Source organism: Streptomyces sp. NPDC001480 (assembly GCF_042894725.1).
Taxonomy (GTDB): domain Bacteria; phylum Actinomycetota; class Actinomycetes; order Streptomycetales; family Streptomycetaceae; genus Streptomyces.
The window spans coordinates 383,246-400,446 of the sequence record NZ_JBIAVX010000003.1; the positions used below are offsets into that span (position 1 = coordinate 383,246).

15 protein-coding genes are annotated in these 17,201 nt (G+C 70.7%); 2 read left to right on the forward strand and 13 right to left on the reverse strand.

Features of this window, described 5'->3' with window-relative positions; all coding sequences use genetic code 11:
• Positions 1-195: 195 nt before the first annotated feature.
• Positions 196-786, reverse strand: coding sequence for a dienelactone hydrolase family protein (locus ACFY01_RS09045; protein ID WP_390735012.1), 591 nt, complete (start codon positions 784-786; stop codon positions 196-198).
• Between the two features lie 117 nt (positions 787-903).
• Here ACFY01_RS09045 and ACFY01_RS09050 point away from each other — a divergent pair, with 117 nt between their 5' ends.
• A complete protein-coding gene (locus ACFY01_RS09050) occupies positions 904-2,013 on the forward strand; it encodes a mechanosensitive ion channel family protein (RefSeq protein WP_390735013.1) in 1,110 nt (369 codons plus the stop codon).
• A 61-nt stretch (positions 2,014-2,074) separates the two neighbouring features.
• On the opposite strand, the gene ACFY01_RS09055 is transcribed toward ACFY01_RS09050, so the two are convergent.
• From ACFY01_RS09055 to ACFY01_RS09075, 5 genes are all read right to left on the reverse strand, one after another.
• Complete coding sequence (locus ACFY01_RS09055) at positions 2,075-3,661, reverse strand: Na+/H+ antiporter (protein ID WP_390735014.1); 1,587 nt, start codon at positions 3,659-3,661, stop codon at positions 2,075-2,077.
• Positions 3,662-3,747: 86 nt separating this feature from the next.
• Complete coding sequence (locus ACFY01_RS09060) at positions 3,748-4,218, reverse strand: GNAT family N-acetyltransferase (protein ID WP_390735015.1); 471 nt, start codon at positions 4,216-4,218, stop codon at positions 3,748-3,750.
• Positions 4,215-5,159, reverse strand: a complete 945-nt coding sequence (locus ACFY01_RS09065; protein WP_390735016.1) for an RluA family pseudouridine synthase — start codon at positions 5,157-5,159, stop codon at positions 4,215-4,217. The genes ACFY01_RS09060 and ACFY01_RS09065 overlap by 4 nt, the downstream gene beginning before the upstream one ends.
• Positions 5,160-5,262: 103 nt before the next feature.
• Entirely contained in the window at positions 5,263-5,865 is a 603-nt protein-coding gene (gene lspA, locus ACFY01_RS09070; protein WP_390735017.1) for a signal peptidase II, read from the reverse strand.
• A gap of 81 nt (positions 5,866-5,946) precedes the next feature.
• Positions 5,947-7,149, reverse strand: a complete 1,203-nt coding sequence (locus tag ACFY01_RS09075; RefSeq protein WP_390735018.1) for a TraR/DksA family transcriptional regulator — start codon at positions 7,147-7,149, stop codon at positions 5,947-5,949.
• Between the two features lie 624 nt (positions 7,150-7,773).
• Here ACFY01_RS09075 and ileS point away from each other — a divergent pair.
• Positions 7,774-10,911 carry an isoleucine--tRNA ligase gene (gene ileS / locus ACFY01_RS09080; protein WP_390735019.1) on the forward strand — a complete coding sequence of 1,046 codons (3,138 nt, stop codon included), beginning with the start codon at positions 7,774-7,776 and terminating at the stop codon, positions 10,909-10,911.
• Between the two features lie 157 nt (positions 10,912-11,068).
• Here ileS and ACFY01_RS09085 read toward each other — a convergent pair whose 3' ends face one another.
• From ACFY01_RS09085 to ACFY01_RS09115, 7 genes are all read right to left on the reverse strand, one after another.
• Positions 11,069-12,271, reverse strand: coding sequence for a DivIVA domain-containing protein (locus tag ACFY01_RS09085; protein WP_390735020.1), 1,203 nt, complete (start codon positions 12,269-12,271; stop codon positions 11,069-11,071).
• Between the two features lie 53 nt (positions 12,272-12,324).
• Positions 12,325-12,615 (reverse strand): YggT family protein, encoded by a 291-nt coding sequence (locus ACFY01_RS09090; protein WP_132854348.1) that lies wholly within the window; start codon positions 12,613-12,615, stop codon positions 12,325-12,327.
• A gap of 50 nt (positions 12,616-12,665) precedes the next feature.
• Positions 12,666-13,298: a cell division protein SepF gene (locus ACFY01_RS09095; RefSeq protein WP_390735021.1), complete on the reverse strand. Its 633-nt coding sequence runs from the start codon at positions 13,296-13,298 to the stop codon at positions 12,666-12,668.
• A gap of 129 nt (positions 13,299-13,427) precedes the next feature.
• Positions 13,428-14,147, reverse strand: a complete 720-nt coding sequence (locus tag ACFY01_RS09100; RefSeq protein WP_390735022.1) for a YggS family pyridoxal phosphate-dependent enzyme — start codon at positions 14,145-14,147, stop codon at positions 13,428-13,430.
• A gap of 6 nt (positions 14,148-14,153) precedes the next feature.
• Positions 14,154-14,885 carry a peptidoglycan editing factor PgeF gene (gene pgeF, locus ACFY01_RS09105; RefSeq protein WP_390735023.1) on the reverse strand — a complete coding sequence of 244 codons (732 nt, stop codon included), beginning with the start codon at positions 14,883-14,885 and terminating at the stop codon, positions 14,154-14,156.
• 10 nt (positions 14,886-14,895) lie between these two features.
• Positions 14,896-16,113, reverse strand: a complete 1,218-nt coding sequence (ftsZ, locus tag ACFY01_RS09110) for a cell division protein FtsZ (RefSeq protein WP_390735024.1) — start codon at positions 16,111-16,113, stop codon at positions 14,896-14,898.
• Between the two features lie 278 nt (positions 16,114-16,391).
• Positions 16,392-17,195 carry a cell division protein FtsQ/DivIB gene (locus ACFY01_RS09115; protein ID WP_390735025.1) on the reverse strand — a complete coding sequence of 268 codons (804 nt, stop codon included), beginning with the start codon at positions 17,193-17,195 and terminating at the stop codon, positions 16,392-16,394.
• Positions 17,196-17,201 lie beyond the last annotated feature (6 nt).

Below are 17,201 nucleotides of genomic sequence, written 5' to 3' on the forward strand. Positions count from 1 at the left end.
ACGGTTGTGGGCGCACTGGTTACTGGCGTACTCGCCCCGGGGCAGCGACACGGATCCTGTCCGTGGTCCGATCCCGGGAGGCCAGCTTCCTGACGACCTGGCCACACCGCAAGCCCGGGAGCCGATCACCACACGATCGCGTTAAATCGACCTCGTGCTGGTGCACAACCCCAGGAGTGCTTCCCGGGCCAGCCCTCACGCCCCGCTCGGTGTGGGGCCCAGACCGTCGAGGAAGCCGAGTGCCACCCGCCAGGTGGCCTCGGCGGCCTCCTCGTCGTAGTCCGGCAGGCCGGGGTCGGTGTAGAGGTGACCGGCCCCGGCGTACCGGTACACCTCGACATCGGCGCCGGCTCTGCCCATCTGGAGGTACCAGGCGCTCAGCCAGTCGTCCGTCTCGAACGGGTCCGGCTCGGCGACGTGCAGCTGCACCGGCAGCTCGTCCACGGAGGCGTTCGGCGCGAGGTCCGACGTGCCGTGCAGGAGCAGCAGCCCGCTCGCCTTGTCGTCGCCCAGGGCGAGGGTCTGCGCGATGGAGGCGCCGAGCGAGAACCCCGCGTACACGAGCCCCCGGTCGGAGTACGGCGCGGCGGCCAGGACGGCCCGCTTCAGCAGCTCGTCCTTGCCGACCTCGTCGTTGAAGGCCATGCCCTCCTCGACCGTGTCGAACGTACGTCCTTCGAAGAGGTCCGGCGTCCACACCTCGTGCCCCGCGCCGCGCAGCCGGTCCGCGGCCTGGCGCACCGCGGGCCTGAGGCCGTAGGTCGAGTGAAAAAGCATGATGTTCATGAGGCCATGGTGCCAGCCGGTCACGACAGTGACCGACCGTGACCGCGTCGGGCGCTACCCAGGTGCGTGCCGAAGTCACATGTTCAAGCTCGCCGGTGGCCGGTTACGTTCGGAGGCATGGAGAACGTACTCCGCCCTCTGATCGTGATCGGCAGTGCGGTCGCGCTGACCCTGCTCATCGGCTGGGCCACCGACCGGCTACTGCAAAAGGCAGACGAACGGAACCACGAAACGCCCTTGTGGGGACTGCTGCGCCGCGGGCGCATCCCCTACCAGCTCGTACTGTGCGCCGCCATGCTGAGAGGGTCTTACGACCAGGCGCGGCTGCTGGAGCAGCACCAGGCCGGCATCGGCCGGACGCTGACCCTGGTGCTGATCGGGTCGGCCGCCTGGCTGGTCATCCGGATCGCGGGGGCCATCGTCGAGACGTCGTACAGCCGGTACGCGCGAGCCCACCGCGATCCGGCCCGGGTGCGCCGGGTGCGCACACAGGTCGAGCTGATCATGCGGGTGGTGTCGGCGATCGTCATCGTCGTGGCCGCCGCCTCGATGCTGCTGACGTTCCCGGCGATGCGCGCGGCCGGTGCCTCGCTGCTGGCCTCGGCCGGCATCCTCGGCATCGTCGCCGGTGTCGCCGCGCAGTCCACGCTGAGCAACATGTTCGCCGGGCTCCAGATCGCCTTCGGCGACATGGTGCGGATCGGGGACACCGTGGTGGTGGACGGCGAGTGGGGCACCGTCGAGGAGATCACGCTGACCTTCCTGACGGTCAAGACGTGGGACGAGCGCCGGATCACCATGCCTGTGTCGTATTTCACAGCGAACCCGTTCGAGAACTGGTCGCGCGGCACCCCGCAGATGACCGGCATCGTCTACTGGCACCTCGACCACAGCGCGCCCATCGAGGCGATGCGCGAGAAGCTGCGGGACATCCTGCGTGAGTGCCCGGCCTGGGACGGCCGCGCCCACGGACTGGTGGTGACCGACTCGACCCCCAACACGATCCAGGTCCGGGCCCTGGTGACCGCGAAGGACGCCGACGACATCTGGACGGTGCGGGTCACGGTCCGCGAGGAGATGATCACCTGGCTGTCCGCGGAGCACCCGTACGCGCTGCCCCGCGTCAACACGGCCGGCGCTTACCTCCCCCCGGGCAGCCCCCGCATCCCGTCCCAGGACGGCGCCCAGCACCGGGCCTACGAGACCCCGCGGACGGGCAGGGCCTGACGCCCGGCTTCCCGACCGACCGGAAACGAGTGGTGGCGGGCGGGAGACCCCCCGCCCGCCATCACTTCAGACTGCGCACGTCCAGATGGCGCAGCACCCGGTCAACGATCTCCGGATCCGCCCCGGGTTCGCTCCGCGCGGCCATCACCTCGTGCCGCGCGGCGCTCAGCATCTCCCCCTGGATCCGCCGCACCCGCTTGAGCCGGCGCACGCGCCTCTCGTGCGCGTCGCGCCGCTCGTCCTCCCCCACGTCCGGACTGATCCGCAGCCCGATGTCGAAGGCCCGCCGCGCCATCTGCTCGGACAGCTCCTCGGGCAGTTCCTCGACCGACTCGATCTCCTTCAGCCGCCGCTTGGCCGCCTTGGCCGCCCGCACGGCCAGCTGCTTCTCGAACTCCTTCTCCCGCTCCGTGTCCGCCCGCACGCCCAGCCGCTTCACCAGCCACGGCAGGGTGAGTCCCTGGAGCACCAGCGTCGCCATGATCACGCCGAAGGCGATGAACACGATCTCGTCCCGGTCGGGGAACGGCGACCCGTCGTCGGTCGTGAGCGGAACGGCCAGTGCCAGCGCCACCGACGCCACGCCCCGCATCCCGGACCACCACATCACGGCGGTCTCCCGCCAGCTCATCGGGATGTCCTCGTCGTAGTCCCGTCTGGCGTGCAGCCGTTTGGTCAGCCAGGTCGCCGGCATCAGCCACAGCAGGCGTACGAAGACCACCACGCCCACGACCGTGGCCGCCCAGCCGAGCAGCTCGCCCCACCGCCCGGACGCCGTCCGGATCGCGTTGTGCAGCTCCAGGCCGATCAGCCCGAACGCCACGCCGGTGACGAGCGTGTCGACGATGTCCCAGAAGGTGTGCCCGGCGAGCCGTGTCATCACGTCGTCCGGGTGGGAGGCGTACTCGGCGAGGAAGAGCGCGGTGGTGAGCACGGCGAGCACCCCGGAGCCGTGCAGTTCCTCCGCGAGCACGTACGAGGCGTACGGCACCAGCAGCGTCAGCCCGATCTGGAGGGTGGCGTCGTCCAGCACGTCCATCAGCCAGTTCGCGCCCCAGCCGAGTGCCAGCCCCACGGCGACGGCGACCACCGCGGACAGCACCAGGTCCAGCCCGGCCTGCCAGGGCGAGAAGCTTCCGCTGACCACGGCGGCGATCGCCACGTGGTACAGCACGATGGCCGTGACGTCGTTGAACAGTCCCTCGCCCTCCAGGATCGACACCAGCCGGCGCGGCAGCCCGAGCTGTCCGGCCACGGCGGTCGCGGCGACCGGATCCGGCGGCGCGACCAGCGCGCCGAGCGCGACGGCGGCGGCGACCGGCAGTCCGGGCACGATCGCGGAGGCGACGGCGGCCACGCACACCGTGGTGACGAACACCAGCGCGACGGCGAGCAGGAAGATCGGCCGTTTGTTGGCGGTGAACTGCCGCCAGGACGTCCGCCGCACCGCCGCGTACAGCAGCGGCGGCAGCAGTCCGGGCAGGATCAGCTCCGGCGGGATGTTCACGTTCGGGACGAAGTCGGCCACCGCGAGCACGATGCCGAGCAGCGTCATCAGCACCGGCGCCGGCACCCCGAACCGGTCCCCCATCGGCACACTCACCAGGGCCCCGAGCAACAGCACGAACAACAGGGCCAACTGATCCACGGCAAGCGCTCCGGGAGTCGACGTCACGAGCAGGCCTCAAGCCTGCCATGCCCCCGCGCGCACCGGCCGACCGGCGCCCCCGGGGACTACAGCGTGCGCCGCATCGCCCGGTGCGGGATGCCCGCCTCCGGGTACTCCGGCCCGTACGCCTCGTATCCGAGCCGCTCGTAGAAGCGCAGCGCGTGGGTCTGCGCGTGCAGGTCGACGGCCGTCAGCCCGCGCGCGCGTGCCGCGTCCTCGATGGCCCGCACCAGGGCCACGCCGACGCCCAGGCCGCGTGCCTCCCTGGTGACCGCGAGCCGTCCCAGGGAACCCACCGAGACGTCGCCGCCGGTCTGCGCCACGGCCGCCGCGCCGTGCAGCAGCCGTCCGGTGCCCAGCGGCACGCCGTCCTCGCGGACCGCCAGGACGTGCACGGCGGCGGCGTCGTGGGCGTCGTACTCGACGTCCTCGGGGACGCCCTGCTCGGCGACGAAGACCTCCTTGCGCACCGCGAAGCAGGCCTGCCGGTCGGCCGGGTCCTCGGCGATCCGCACGGTGTACGGCGTGCCGGTCATCCGTAGGTCTCCTCGCGGACCTGGTCGAGCGCCGTCTGGAGGTCCTCCGGGTAGCCGCACTCGAACTCCACCCACCGGCCGTCCCCGGGGTGCTCGAAACCGAGCCGTACGGCGTGCAGCCACTGGCGGGTCAGGCGCAGCCGCTTGGCGAGCGTGGGGTCGGCACCGTAGGTCAGGTCGCCGACGCACGGGTGGCGGTGGGCGGACATGTGGACGCGGATCTGGTGGGTGCGGCCCGTCTCCAGCTTCACGTCCAGCAGGGAGGCGGCGCGGAACGCCTCGATCAGGTCGTAGTGCGTCACGGACGGCTTGCCGTCCGCGGTGACGGCCCACTTGTAGTCGTGGTTGGGGTGGCGGCCGATGGGGGCGTCGATGGTGCCGCTGGTCGGGTCCGGGTGGCCCTGGACGAGCGTGTGGTACCGCTTGTCGACCGTGCGCTCCTTGAACTGGCGCTTGAGCGACGTGTACGCGTACTCGGACTTGGCGACCACCATCAGGCCGGACGTGCCCACGTCCAGGCGGTGCACGATGCCCTGGCGCTCGGCGGCCCCGGAGGTGGAGATCCGGTACCCGGCGGCGGCGAGGCCGCCGATGACGGTCGGCCCGGTCCAGCCCGGCGACGGGTGCGCGGCCACGCCCACGGGCTTCACGATCACGACCACGTCATCGTCGTCGTGCACGATCTCCATGCCCTCGACGGGCTCGGCGACCACCTGCACCGGCGCGGGCGCCTGCGGCATCTCGACCTCGAGCCAGGCACCGCCGCGCACCCGCTCGGACTTGCCGACCACCGCCCCGTCGACCTGGACCTTGCCCGCTGCGGCCAGCTCCGCCGCCTTGGTACGGGAGAAGCCGAACATGCGGGAGATGGCGGCGTCGACGCGCTCGCCCTCCAGGCCGTCGGGCACGGGCAGGGTACGGATCTCGGGAAGCGTGCTCACCCGACGAGTATGCCGGACGGGTCCGACGGCCCCGAACGAGCCTGTGGACAACGCAGCCTGTGGACAAGCCCGCCGGGCCGGCCGGGCGGACGGGCCGCGGGGCTCAGTCCTTGTGGACCGTGCCGTCCGGGTCCAGGCCGCGGAAGGACAGCAGCACGATCAGGACGCCGCCGCAGACGATCGCCGAGTCGGCCAGGTTGAACACCGCGAAGCCCTTGGGCGCGATGAAGTCGATGACCTCGCCCTGGAAGATCCCCGGCGAGCGGAAGATCCGGTCGGTCAGGTTGCCCAGCGCGCCGCCGAGCAGCAGGCCCAGCGCGATCGCCCAGGGCAGGCTGTAGAGCTTGCGGGCGAGGCGGATGATCACCACGATGACGGCGGCCGCGATGACCGTGAAGATGACCGTGTAGGCCTGCCCGAAGCTGAAGGCCGCACCCGCGTTGCGGATGGCGGTGAACTCCAGCCACTCCCCGATGACCTCGACCGGCGCGTGGTGCTCCAGCTTCGCCACCACGACCAGCTTGCTGACAAGGTCGAGGGCGTAGGCGAAGGCGGCCACCGAGAACAGCACGGCGATCCGGCGCCGTCCCCGGGGCCGCTCGGCCGGGGGCGTCGCGGTCGCCGCGCTCGCCGCGGCGTCATCGTGTCCCGCTCCCGCAGCGTCCGGGGTGTCCGGCGTACCGATGATGTGTTCCGCCTCTGCCACGTGAGTCCCTCAACCTAGGTACCTGACTGCACACGAGACTACGGCACGCCCCGGCCGGCCCCCGTGCCGGTCGGCACCGGCTCAGTACCGGCGTTCCTGCTTCTGCTTGCACTCCACGCACAGGGTGGCCCTCGGGAAGGCCTGCATGCGGGCCTTGCCGATGGGGTTGCCGCAGTTCTCGCACAGACCGTACGTACCCGCGTCCAGCCGTTCCAGGGCACGCTCGGTCTGGATCAGCATCTCGCGCGCGTTGGCGGCCAGCGCCATCTCGTGCTCGCGCGTGATGTTCTTGGTGCCGGTGTCGGCCTGGTCGTCGCCGGCGCCGTCCCCGGAGTCCCGCATGAGCCCCACGAGGGACTGCTCCGAGGCGGTGATCTCGGCGCTGAGCCGCGCCTCCTCGGACTGGAGCTCGGCGCGTGCCTCCTCGACCTCCTCGGAGGTCCAGGGATCCTCACCGGGGCGCACCGCGAGGTCGCCGGGGTCCACCGCGGCGAGGCGCGCCTTGGGGACTGCGGTCTTCGCCGCCGTGGCCGTGCCAGGAGTCTTCTTCGCAACCACCGTCGTGGCTCCCGTCTGCTTCGCGGCCTGCGCCGCGCCCGCCTTCTTGGCCGAACTCTTCCCGGCCACCGCCTCCTCGGTGCCCGCCTGCTGCCCTGCCGCCCGGGCGGCGCCCGTCTCGGCGGCCCCGCCCCCTCCCGCACCGGCCGTGCCGGTCCCGGGTTCCCTGCCGCTCGTTTCCTTGCGGCCGGTCTTCTTGCCGCCCCGTTCCTCGATGCCGGGTTTCCTGCCGCCCGATGCCTTGTCGTGAGGTGCCTTGCCGTGCGATGCCTTGTCGTGAGGTGCCTCGGCGTGGGGTGCCTTGCCGTGCGGTGCCTCGGCGTGGGGCTTTTTGCCGCCCCGCGCCCCGGTGCCGGGCTCCTTCGCCGCGGCTTCCTCGGCGCGCGTCCTCTTGGTGGTGACTCCGGCAGCGCCCGTCTTCCTGGCCGTAGCCTTCCGCGGGCCGCTCTCCTCGGCCGGGACCGCGGGCTTCCGGGAACCGCCCTTGGCGGCTGCCGCCGTCTTCTTCGCGGCGCCCTTGCCCGCCCTGGCCGTCGCCTCCTCGTCGGCGGCCGTCGCCTTCCCGGCGGAGGTCTTCCCGGCGACCGGCTTCCTCCCCGCCCCACCCGCGCCCTTTCCGGCAGCCCCCTCGGCGGAGGACTTCGTCCCACCGGAGGCACCCGCGACCGCTCCCCTGGCCCTGCCGGGCGCCGCCGACTGCTGTACGGCGGTCTTCTTCGCCACCATGGCCGCGGCCCCTTCACATATTGTGATCTTGCTCGCGAATCGTGCTGGGACGATAAATCGACTCGAGTCCCGCGGCAACGGGGCACGCCGCCCGATCCGCCCGCCTCGCGACCCCCGCGCGACAAGCCTGCATGCGTTGTGCCCAGCTCCCAGCCGGGTAATCCGCCGAGCCCGGCATCCCGGGATCCGAACACGCGTACCTCGCCATTCAGGTCACATTCGGGACATATCCACCATTCCCCGTCGGCGGGCTCCTCGCACTGTCCCCGCACCCGAAATGGGTCTGCCGCTGTCGCCGGGGCGCCGTACACTGGGCGGAGCGAAAAGCGTGGATGGGGACGAGTAGCGGCGTACGCAGCCCAGAGCGACCCGGGGACGGTGGAAGCCCGGGGGCGAGCGCGACGCGAAGATCACCCCGGAGCCGCCGGAAGAAAGCCCCAGCGCAGGCCCAGGGGCCGGTAGAACCGGCATCGCGACCCCAATGAGGGGGCTCACCGGCGCATACGGCGCACGGGGAGCCAAGGAGGGTGGTACCGCGGGAGCGCGCCGCACCCGGCGCACGTAGCACATACGGCTCTCGTCCCTCCGACGGAAGGCAGCAAGTCCGTTGGAGGAAGCTCGCTGATGACAGCGCCGACGTACCGCCAGGTACCCGCCCAGGTCGACCTGCCCGCGCTCGAGCACGCGGTGCTCGACTTCTGGCGCGAGCAGAAGATCTTCGCCAAGAGTCTGGAGCAGTCCGAGGGCCGCCCGGAGTGGGTGTTCTACGAGGGCCCGCCCACCGCCAACGGCATGCCCGGCGCCCACCACATCGAGGCCCGCGTCTTCAAGGACGTCTTCCCCCGCTTCCGCACCATGCGCGGCTACCACGTGGCCCGCAAGGCCGGCTGGGACTGCCACGGCCTCCCGGTGGAGCTGGCGGTCGAGAAGGAGCTGGGCTTCTCCGGCAAGCAGGACATCGAGGCGTACGGCATCGCCGAGTTCAACGCCAAGTGCCGCGAGTCGGTGACCCGGCACACGGACGCCTTCTCCGCGCTGACGACCCGCATGGGGTACTGGACGGACCTCGACGGCGCCTACCGCACCATGGACCCGGCGTACATCGAGTCCGTCTGGTGGTCGCTGAAGGAGATCTTCGACAAGGGCCTGCTGGTCCAGGACCACCGCGTCGCCCCCTGGTGCCCCCGCTGCGGCACCGGCCTGTCGGACCACGAGCTGGCACAGGGCTACGAGACGGTCGTCGACCCCTCCGTGTACGTCCGTTTCCCGCTCACCTCCGGTCCGCTCGCCGGCGAAGCCGCGCTCCTGGTGTGGACGACGACCCCGTGGACCCTGGTGTCCAACACCGCCGTCGCCGCCCACCCCGAGGTGACCTACGTCGTCGCCACCGACGGCGAGGAGAAGCTCGTCGTCGCCGAGCCGCTCGTCGCCAAGGCGCTCGGCGAGGGCTGGGAGACCACGGGCCAGACCTTCACCGGCGCCGAAATGGAGCGCTGGACGTATCAACGTCCGTTCGAGCTCGTCGAGTTCCCGGCAGAAGCCCATTTCGTCGTCAACGCCGACTACGTCACCACCGAGGACGGTACGGGCCTGGTCCACCAGTCCCCCGCCTTCGGTGAGGACGACCTCAAGGTCTGCCGCGCCTACGGCCTGCCGGTCGTGAACCCCGTCCGCCCGGACGGCACCTTCGAGGAGGACGTCCCGCTGGTCGGCGGTGTCTTCTTCAAGAAGGCCGACGAAAAGCTCACCGAGGACCTCCAGCAGCGCGGCCTGCTCTTCAAGCACCTGCCGTACGAGCACAGCTACCCGCACTGCTGGCGCTGCCACACCGCGCTGCTCTACTACGCGCAGCCGTCCTGGTACATCCGCACGACGGCCATCAAGGACCGGCTGCTCCAGGAGAACGAGCGCACCAACTGGTTCCCGGAGACCGTCAAGCACGGCCGGTACGGCGACTGGCTGAACAACAACATCGACTGGGCGCTGTCCCGCAACCGCTACTGGGGCACCCCGCTGCCGATCTGGCGCTGCGAGGACGGCCACCTCACCTGCGTCGGCTCCCGCGCGCAGCTGACCGAGCTGACCGGCACCGACCAGTCCGGGCTCGACCCGCACCGCCCGTTCATCGACGAGGTCACCTTCGCCTGCCCGCAGTGCGAGAAGACCGCCACGCGCGTGCCGGAGGTCATCGACGCCTGGTACGACTCGGGCTCCATGCCGTTCGCGCAGTGGGGCTACCCGTACCAGAACAAGGAGCTGTTCGAGAGCCGCTACCCGGCGCAGTTCATCTCCGAGGCCATCGACCAGACGCGCGGGTGGTTCTACACCCTCATGGCCGTCGGCACCCTGGTCTTCGACAAGTCGTCGTACGAGAACGTCGTCTGCCTGGGCCACATCCTCGCCGAGGACGGCCGCAAGATGTCCAAGCACCTGGGCAACACCCTGGAGCCGATCCCGCTCATGGACCGGCACGGCGCGGACGCGGTGCGCTGGTTCATGGCGGCCGGCGGCTCCCCCTGGGCGGCCCGCCGGGTGGGGCACGGCACGATCCAGGAGGTCGTCCGCAAGACCCTCCTCACGTACTGGAACACGGTCGCCTTCCAGGCGCTGTACGCCCGCACCTCCGGCTGGGCGCCCAGCGAGGCCGACCCGGCCCCGGCCGACCGTCCGCTGCTGGACCGCTGGCTGCTGTCCGAGCTGCACGCGCTGACCGACCAGGTCACCCAGTCCCTGGAGGCCTACGACACCCAGCGCGCCGGCAAGCTGCTGTCGGCGTTCGTCGACGACCTGTCCAACTGGTACGTCCGCCGCTCCCGCCGCCGCTTCTGGCAGGGCGACAAGGCGGCGCTGCGCACCCTGCACGAGGTCGTCGAGACGGTCACCAAGCTGATGGCCCCGCTGACGCCGTTCATCACCGAGCGGGTCTGGCAGGACCTGGTGGTGCCGGTCAGCCCCGGCGCCCCCGAGTCCGTGCACCTGGCCTCCTGGCCCGAGGCGGACCTGTCGGCGATCGACCCGGAGCTGTCGAAGCAGATGGTCCTGGTCCGCCGCCTGGTGGAGCTGGGCCGCGCCACGCGCGCGGAGTCGGGCGTGAAGACGCGTCAGCCGCTCAGGCGCGCGCTCATCGCGGCGGCCGGCTTCGACGCCCTCGACACCGAGCTGCACGCGCAGATCACCGAGGAACTCAACGTCGAGGCGCTCGCCTCGCTGAGCGAGGTCGGCGGCTCGCTGGTCGACACGACGGCGAAGGCGAACTTCCGCGCGCTGGGCAAGCGGTTCGGCAAGCGCGTCCAGGACGTGGCCAAGGCGGTCGCCGCGGCCGACGCCGCCGCGCTGTCCCTCGCGCTGCGCGAGGGCACGGCGTCGGTGGAGGTCGACGGGGAGACGATCACCCTCGCCCCCGACGAGGTGATCATCACCGAGACCCCGCGCGAGGGCTGGTCGGTGGCGTCCGACTCCGGTGCCACGGTCGCGCTGGACCTGGAGATCACCGAGGAGCTGCGGCAGGCGGGCCTGGCCCGTGACGCGATCCGGCTGATCCAGGAGGCCCGCAAGAACAGCGGCCTCGACGTGGCCGACCGCATTGCGCTGCGCTGGACCTCCACGGACCCGGCGGTCGTCGCGGCCCTGACCGAGCACGCGGCCCTGATCGCCGACGAGGTCCTGGGCACCGACTTCGCCCAGGGTGAGGCGGACGGCTCCTACGGCGACCCGTTCACCGACGAGGGGCTGTCCCTCACCTTCCGCCTGCGCAAGGCGTAGGCAGCGGCGGCACCACGAAGGCCCGGCCCCCTGGGGGCCGGGCCTTCGGCGTCACCGGCGTCAACACGCGTAAAAAGGGCGGGGCCCCGGACCGAAGTCCGGGGCCCCGCCCTGAACGCTGCCGACGCCTACGGCGTACTACTGACCGTGCCGGCCGTCAGTTGTCGTCCTCATCGATCAGGAACCCGCGCATCGGCGAGGGAGCCTGGCCCATCGGCGACGGGCCCTGCGGACGGACCGGAGCCATCGGCTGGGTCATCGCCGGGGTCATCTGCTGCTGGCCGCCGTAGGACGGGGCAGCGGGGCTCGGCGCACCGCCCATGGTCTGGTTGCCGCCGTACGACGGGGCGCTCGCGCCGGCCGGTGCCATGGAAGGCGCCGGGGACGGCGGCAGAGACGCGGTCGCCGGGGTACGCGGCGGGGCCAGGGAGTCGTCGGCCTGGGTCTCCAGCTGGCGCAGCTGGGACTCGAGGTACGACTTCAGACGCGTACGGTACTCGCGCTCGAAGCCACGCAGGTCCTCGACCTTGCGCTCCAGCGTGGCGCGCGCGGACTCCAGGGAGCCCATGGCGACGCGGTGCTTCTCCTGCGCGTCCCGCTCGAGCGCGTCGGCCTTGGCGCGCGCGTCACGCTCGAGACCCTCGGCACGGCTGCGGGCCTCGCCGACGATCTTGTTGGCCTCGGAGCGGGCCTCGGCGATCGCCTGGTCGGCGGTCTGCTGGGCCAGCGAGAGGACTCGGGCGGCGCTGTCGCCACCGGGGCCCTGACCGGGGCCGCCCATCGGACCGCCCATGGGGCCGCCCATCGGACCGCCCATCTGCTGCTGCATGGGGGGCTGACCACCCATCGGGCCCTGGCCCATCGGACCCTGACCCATCGGGCCGGGACCCTGCGGACCCGGACCCTGACCGCCGGGACCGGCGGGCAGCTGCGGGGCACCGCTCGGCAGCTGGGGCGGGCCACCCATGGGGCCACCCATCTGCTGCTGCGGCGGGCCCGATATTCCGGCGGGCACCGGAGCGCCGGGACCTCGCATGCCCTGCTGCGGCATGCCGCCCTGCTGCATACCGCCCTGCGGCATGCCGCCTTGCTGCATGCCGCCCTGCTGCATGCCGCCCTGCTGCATGCCGCCCTGCTGCTGGTCCTGCTCCGGGGGCTTGCGCATGTTCTGCTGGTTCTGCGCGGCCGCGCGCGTGGCCGCGGCCAGCTTGGCGCGCAGGTCCTCGTTCTCGCGGAGCAGACGGGTCAGTTCGGCTTCGACCTCGTCGAGGAAGGCATCGACCTCGTCCTCGTCATAGCCTTCTCGGAGGCGGACGGTCGTGAACTGCTTGTTCCGCACGTCCTCGGGGGTCAACGGCATCTCTTCACCTCAACGTAGTCATCGGCAGTCGGCAAGACCGTATCGTCCACAGCTCACCCCACCAGGTTTCCCACGATGGAGATCAGGATGTAGACGATGATCATCAGTACGAAGAAGGACAGGTCGAGCGCCACGCCCCCGAGACGCAGCGGCGGAATGAACCGCCGCAGAAGCTTCAGCGGTGGATCGGTGACAGTGTAGGTGGCCTCCAGTACGACCACCATGGCCTTGCCGGGTTGCCACGAGCGGGCGAACTGGAAGACATAGTCCATGACCAGCCGGAAGATGAGCACGATGAGGAACACCATCAGCGCGATGTAGATCACCTGCGCGAACACGCTCATGGATTGTGCTTCCCTCTCCCCTGCTTAGTGCTTCGTTCCGGTCGTACTTCTCAGCTCTGGTTGAAGAACCCGCCCTCTGCGATGCGGGCCTTGTCCTCCGCCGTGACATCGACGTTAGCAGGAGACAACAGGAACACCTTCTGCGTCACCCGCTCGATGCTGCCATGGAGACCAAACACCAAACCGGCCGCAAAGTCGACAAGTCGCTTCGCGTCTGTGTCATCCATCTCAGTCAGATTCATGATCACCGGGGTGCCCTCACGGAAGTGTTCCCCGATGGTACGGGCCTCGTTGTAGGTCCGGGGGTGAAGCGTGGTGATCCGGTAAGGCTCTCGTTCCGACACGACCTTGGGCATGATCACCGGTGCGTTCTTCTCCAGGGACTGACGTTCTTGTGTGATGGACGACACGGGCGCGATCCGCGCCGGACGTCCCGATTCCGCGGGGAGCGAAGCGGCATGAGGAATCGGTTCGCGCGGCGCGGGGGGCTGCACGACTCGTACCGCTTCGTCCCTTTGGGACTGATGCGACTGGTGTGACGGCTCGTGCCGTCGATGGTCCCGTTCAGGCTCCGGGTCCAGTTCGGGCTCGAAGTCGTCGTCGGGGTCAAAACCGCGGCCGTCGTACCCATCGTCCTCCACGAGGCCGAGGTAGACCGCCATCTTGCGCATCGCGCCGGCCATGCTCTGAGTCCTCCGCTCTGTGGTGGATCCGCTGACGACCGCCAAGTGCCCGCGATCCACGAGGTCGTTCTGCACGCCTCTCGGCGACATTGACCATATTTTCTGCTGTGGTCCGACTTCTTGGCGACGTTACCCGAGCCTGGGGCGGACTCCGAGTACCGCAGTGCCGATGCGTACATGTGTCGCTCCGGCGGCCACGGCGTCCTCGAGGTCCGCACTCATCCCTGCGGACACCATGTTCGCAGCCGGATGGGCCCGGCGCAGGTCAGTCGACAAATCCATCATCCGCTCGAACGCGGCCCGTTGACGCCCCGCGTACTCCCCGGTCAGCGGCGCGACGGTCATCAGCCCGTCGAGCCGCAGCCCCGGAGCGCCGGCGACCAGGTCGGCCAACTCTTCGATTCCGCCGGGCGCCACGCCACCGCGCTCGCCCCTCGCGCTCTCGCCCGCGTCGAGCGCGACCTGGAGGAGACACCCCACCTCGCGCCCGGCCCGCACGGCCTCCCTCGACAGCGCCGTGACGAGCTTGGCGCGGTCGACGGACTGCACGACATCGGCGTAAGCGACCACCGATCGCACCTTGTTGGTCTGCAACTGACCTACGAAGTGCCAGGAAAGCGGCAGATCCGAGCAGGCGGCGGCCTTGGGGGCGGCGTCCTGGTCGCGGTTCTCCGCGACGTGGCGCACGCCGAGTCCCGACAGGATCCGCACATCGCTCGCCGGGTAGGTCTTGGTGACCACGATCAGGGTCACCTCCTCCCGCTCGCGCCCGGCGGACACACAGGCCGCGGTGATGCGCTCCTCGACCTTCGCCAGATTTGCGGCGAGTTCACCCTTACGATCCGTCATGTCCGATCAGTCCAGCCACACATAGCCCGCGAGCCGCCCGGTGGTGCGGTCCCGGCGGTACGAGAAGTGATCGCCCGATTCGAGCGTGCACACCGGCGACTGCTCCCGGTCGCACACCCCGAGCCGTTCGAGCTGCGCGTGCACTCCGGCGCTCACGTCGACCGCCGGAGTGCCCCAACTCGTCTCGGCGTACGCCGCCGGCTCGACGGCGGCCACCTCTGCACGCATCGCCTCCGGCACCTCGTAGCACCGGCCGCAGACGGCCGGTCCGGTGCGGGCGACGATCCGGCCCGGCTCGGCGCCGAGCTCCACCATGGCCCGCACGGCGGCCGGGACGACCCCGGCGACCATGCCGGGCCGGCCGGCGTGCGCCGCGGCGGCGATCCCCGCGACCGGGTCGGCGAGCAGCACCGGAGTGCAGTCGGCGGTGAGCACCGCCAGGGCGAGTCCCCGCCCGGCCGTGACGATCGCGTCGACCTCGGGCACCGGGCTCCCCGTGCCCCACGGCCCGTCGACCACGGCCACGTCCGCCCCGTGCACCTGGTTCATCCAGACCACCCGCGCCGGGTCGAGGCCCAGCGACTTCGCGGCCAGTTCGCGGTTGTTCCGTACGGCGTCGGGGTCGTCGCCGACCGCCCCGCCGAGGTTCAGCTCCTCGTACGGAACGGCGCTCACCCCGCCCCACCGGTCGGTGAAGGCGAAGTGGGCGCCGTTCACGATGTCGTGCCGTCCTATCACGTCAGGAGGATCACTTGAGGAAGTCCGGTACGTCCAGCTCCTCCGCGGCGCTGTCCGAGTAGGTCCGCGGGGCCGGCGGGATCGACGGGGTGACCGGGATGTCGGCCACCGGCTCCGGAGCGGCGGGCTCCGGCTCCTCCTTGGGCGTGACGCTGCCGAGCGAGCCGAAGGACGGGCGGCTCTCGGGCTGCCGTACCGGGGTCGGCTCGTCGCGCCGTGCCGAGGACGCGGAGGACGAGGACGAGGACGACCCGAGGACGTTGTCCCGGCGGGCGGGCGGCTGGCCCCCGTCGAAGCCGGCCGCGATCACCGTGACCCGGACCTCGTCGCCGAGGGCGTCGTCGATCACCGCGCCGAAGATGATGTTGGCCTCGGGGTGGGCGGCCTCGCTGACCAGCTGGGCGGCCTCGTTGATCTCGAACAGGCCGAGGTCAGAGCCGCCGGAGATGGAGAGCAGAACACCCCGGGCGCCGTCGATGGAGGCCTCGAGGAGCGGCGAGGAGATCGCCATCTCGGCGGCGGCCACCGCGCGGTCGTCGCCGCGGGCCGAGCCGATGCCCATGAGGGCGGAACCGGCCTCGGACATGACCGACTTCACGTCGGCGAAGTCGAGGTTGATGAGACCGGGGGTGGTGATGAGGTCGGTGATGCCCTGCACACCGGAGAGCAGCACCTGGTCCGCGGACTTGAACGCGTCCAGCACGCTGACCTGGCGGTCCGAGATGGACAGCAGCCGGTCGTTGGGGATGACGATGAGGGTGTCGACCTCTTCGCGGAGTTCGGCGATGCCGTCCTCGGCCTGGTTGGCCCGGCGCCGCCCCTCGAAGGTGAACGGGCGGGTGACCACGCCGATGGTGAGGGCGCCCAGGGAGCGTGCAATGTTGGCCACGACGGGCGCGCCGCCGGTGCCGGTGCCGCCGCCTTCACCGGCCGTCACGAAGACCATGTCGGCCCCCTTGAGGACCTCCTCGATCTCCTCGCGGTGATCCTCGGCGGCCTTGCGGCCGACGGCCGGGTTGGCTCCGGCGCCGAGTCCGCGGGTGAGTTCGCGGCCGACGTCGAGCTTGACGTCGGCGTCGCTCATCAACAGCGCCTGCGCGTCGGTGTTGATGGCGATGAACTCGACGCCCTTGAGACCGACCTCGATCATCCGGTTGATGGCATTGACACCACCGCCGCCGACACCGATGACTTTGATGACTGCGAGGTAGTTCTGCGGTGCTGCCACGTCGAAGGCCTCTCGCCTCGAGTTACGTGTCGCCGCCTCGCGGCCTTGCCGCGATCCGACGACTGATGCCGAATGGGACGGTCCGAGTGCCGACCCGAACCCTAACGCTGAAGTTTAGGGTTACCAGTGTGCCTGTTCCTTGAAGTCTTCTGAACAGGACACTAAGTCGACAAGTGGCGCACGTTCAACGAACACGCCGAACCTCCCGTTTTTCTTTTCACCCTATGTGATCAGGCATAGCGGTGCCCAACCAGGGTGCTGGCCTGCGCGGACGTGCGTCAACTCCCTGATGACGCAGGCGCGGTGGGAACGCTGACATCGAAGTGCCGTGCGCGGGGGGCGGCTTTCATGAGAGCGTTGAGGGTACGGGCCTTCGCGCGGCCGTTCTCGTCGCTGCCCCACTGCACCGTGCGGCCGCCGCCCAACTCCAGCGAGATGTCGTCGTAGGAACGGACCTTGACGACCCGTGTCTCGCTCGCGACGTTGGCCGGAATGTCACCGGCCACCCCCACGGCCGCCCGCACCAGACGGGCCTGGTCGAAGCGGCGCAGGCTCGCGGCGGCGGAGGCGGAGCGGGACGGGGTCAATTCCAGTGCGGGAATGCCGCTCGGGGCCTGCGAAACCGTGGCGAAGCGGACACCGTCGTCGTCCACTTCGATGAACTTTCCGCCCTTTTCCATGAGCAGCACCGGGACGCGCTCGGTCACTTTCAGCCCGATTCCGTGGGGCCAGGAACGGACGACCTGAACCGAGTCAATTCGGGGCAGTTTCCGGCGCAGTCGGGCCTCGATGTCGTCCGTGTCGATGGAAATCAGCGGCTTGCCGACCGGCACCCGGGCGGCCTGGCGGACCTGTGCGGGCGTCAGGACCACGGTCCCAGTGACCGAGACCCGCTCCACCCGCAGCCACTTGGAGCCGTACAGCAGCCAGACCACTCCCGAGACGAGGAGCACGAGAGCGGCGGCCAGGACGACGACTGCGCGGAGGCGGGGAAGGCGGAGTCTCCCCAACCGCCTTCCCGGCGGCGGGCCGGACGACTCCTGCTGGCGATCACCGCGCTCGGCGGTCGTCGGTCCGGCCACGCTCAC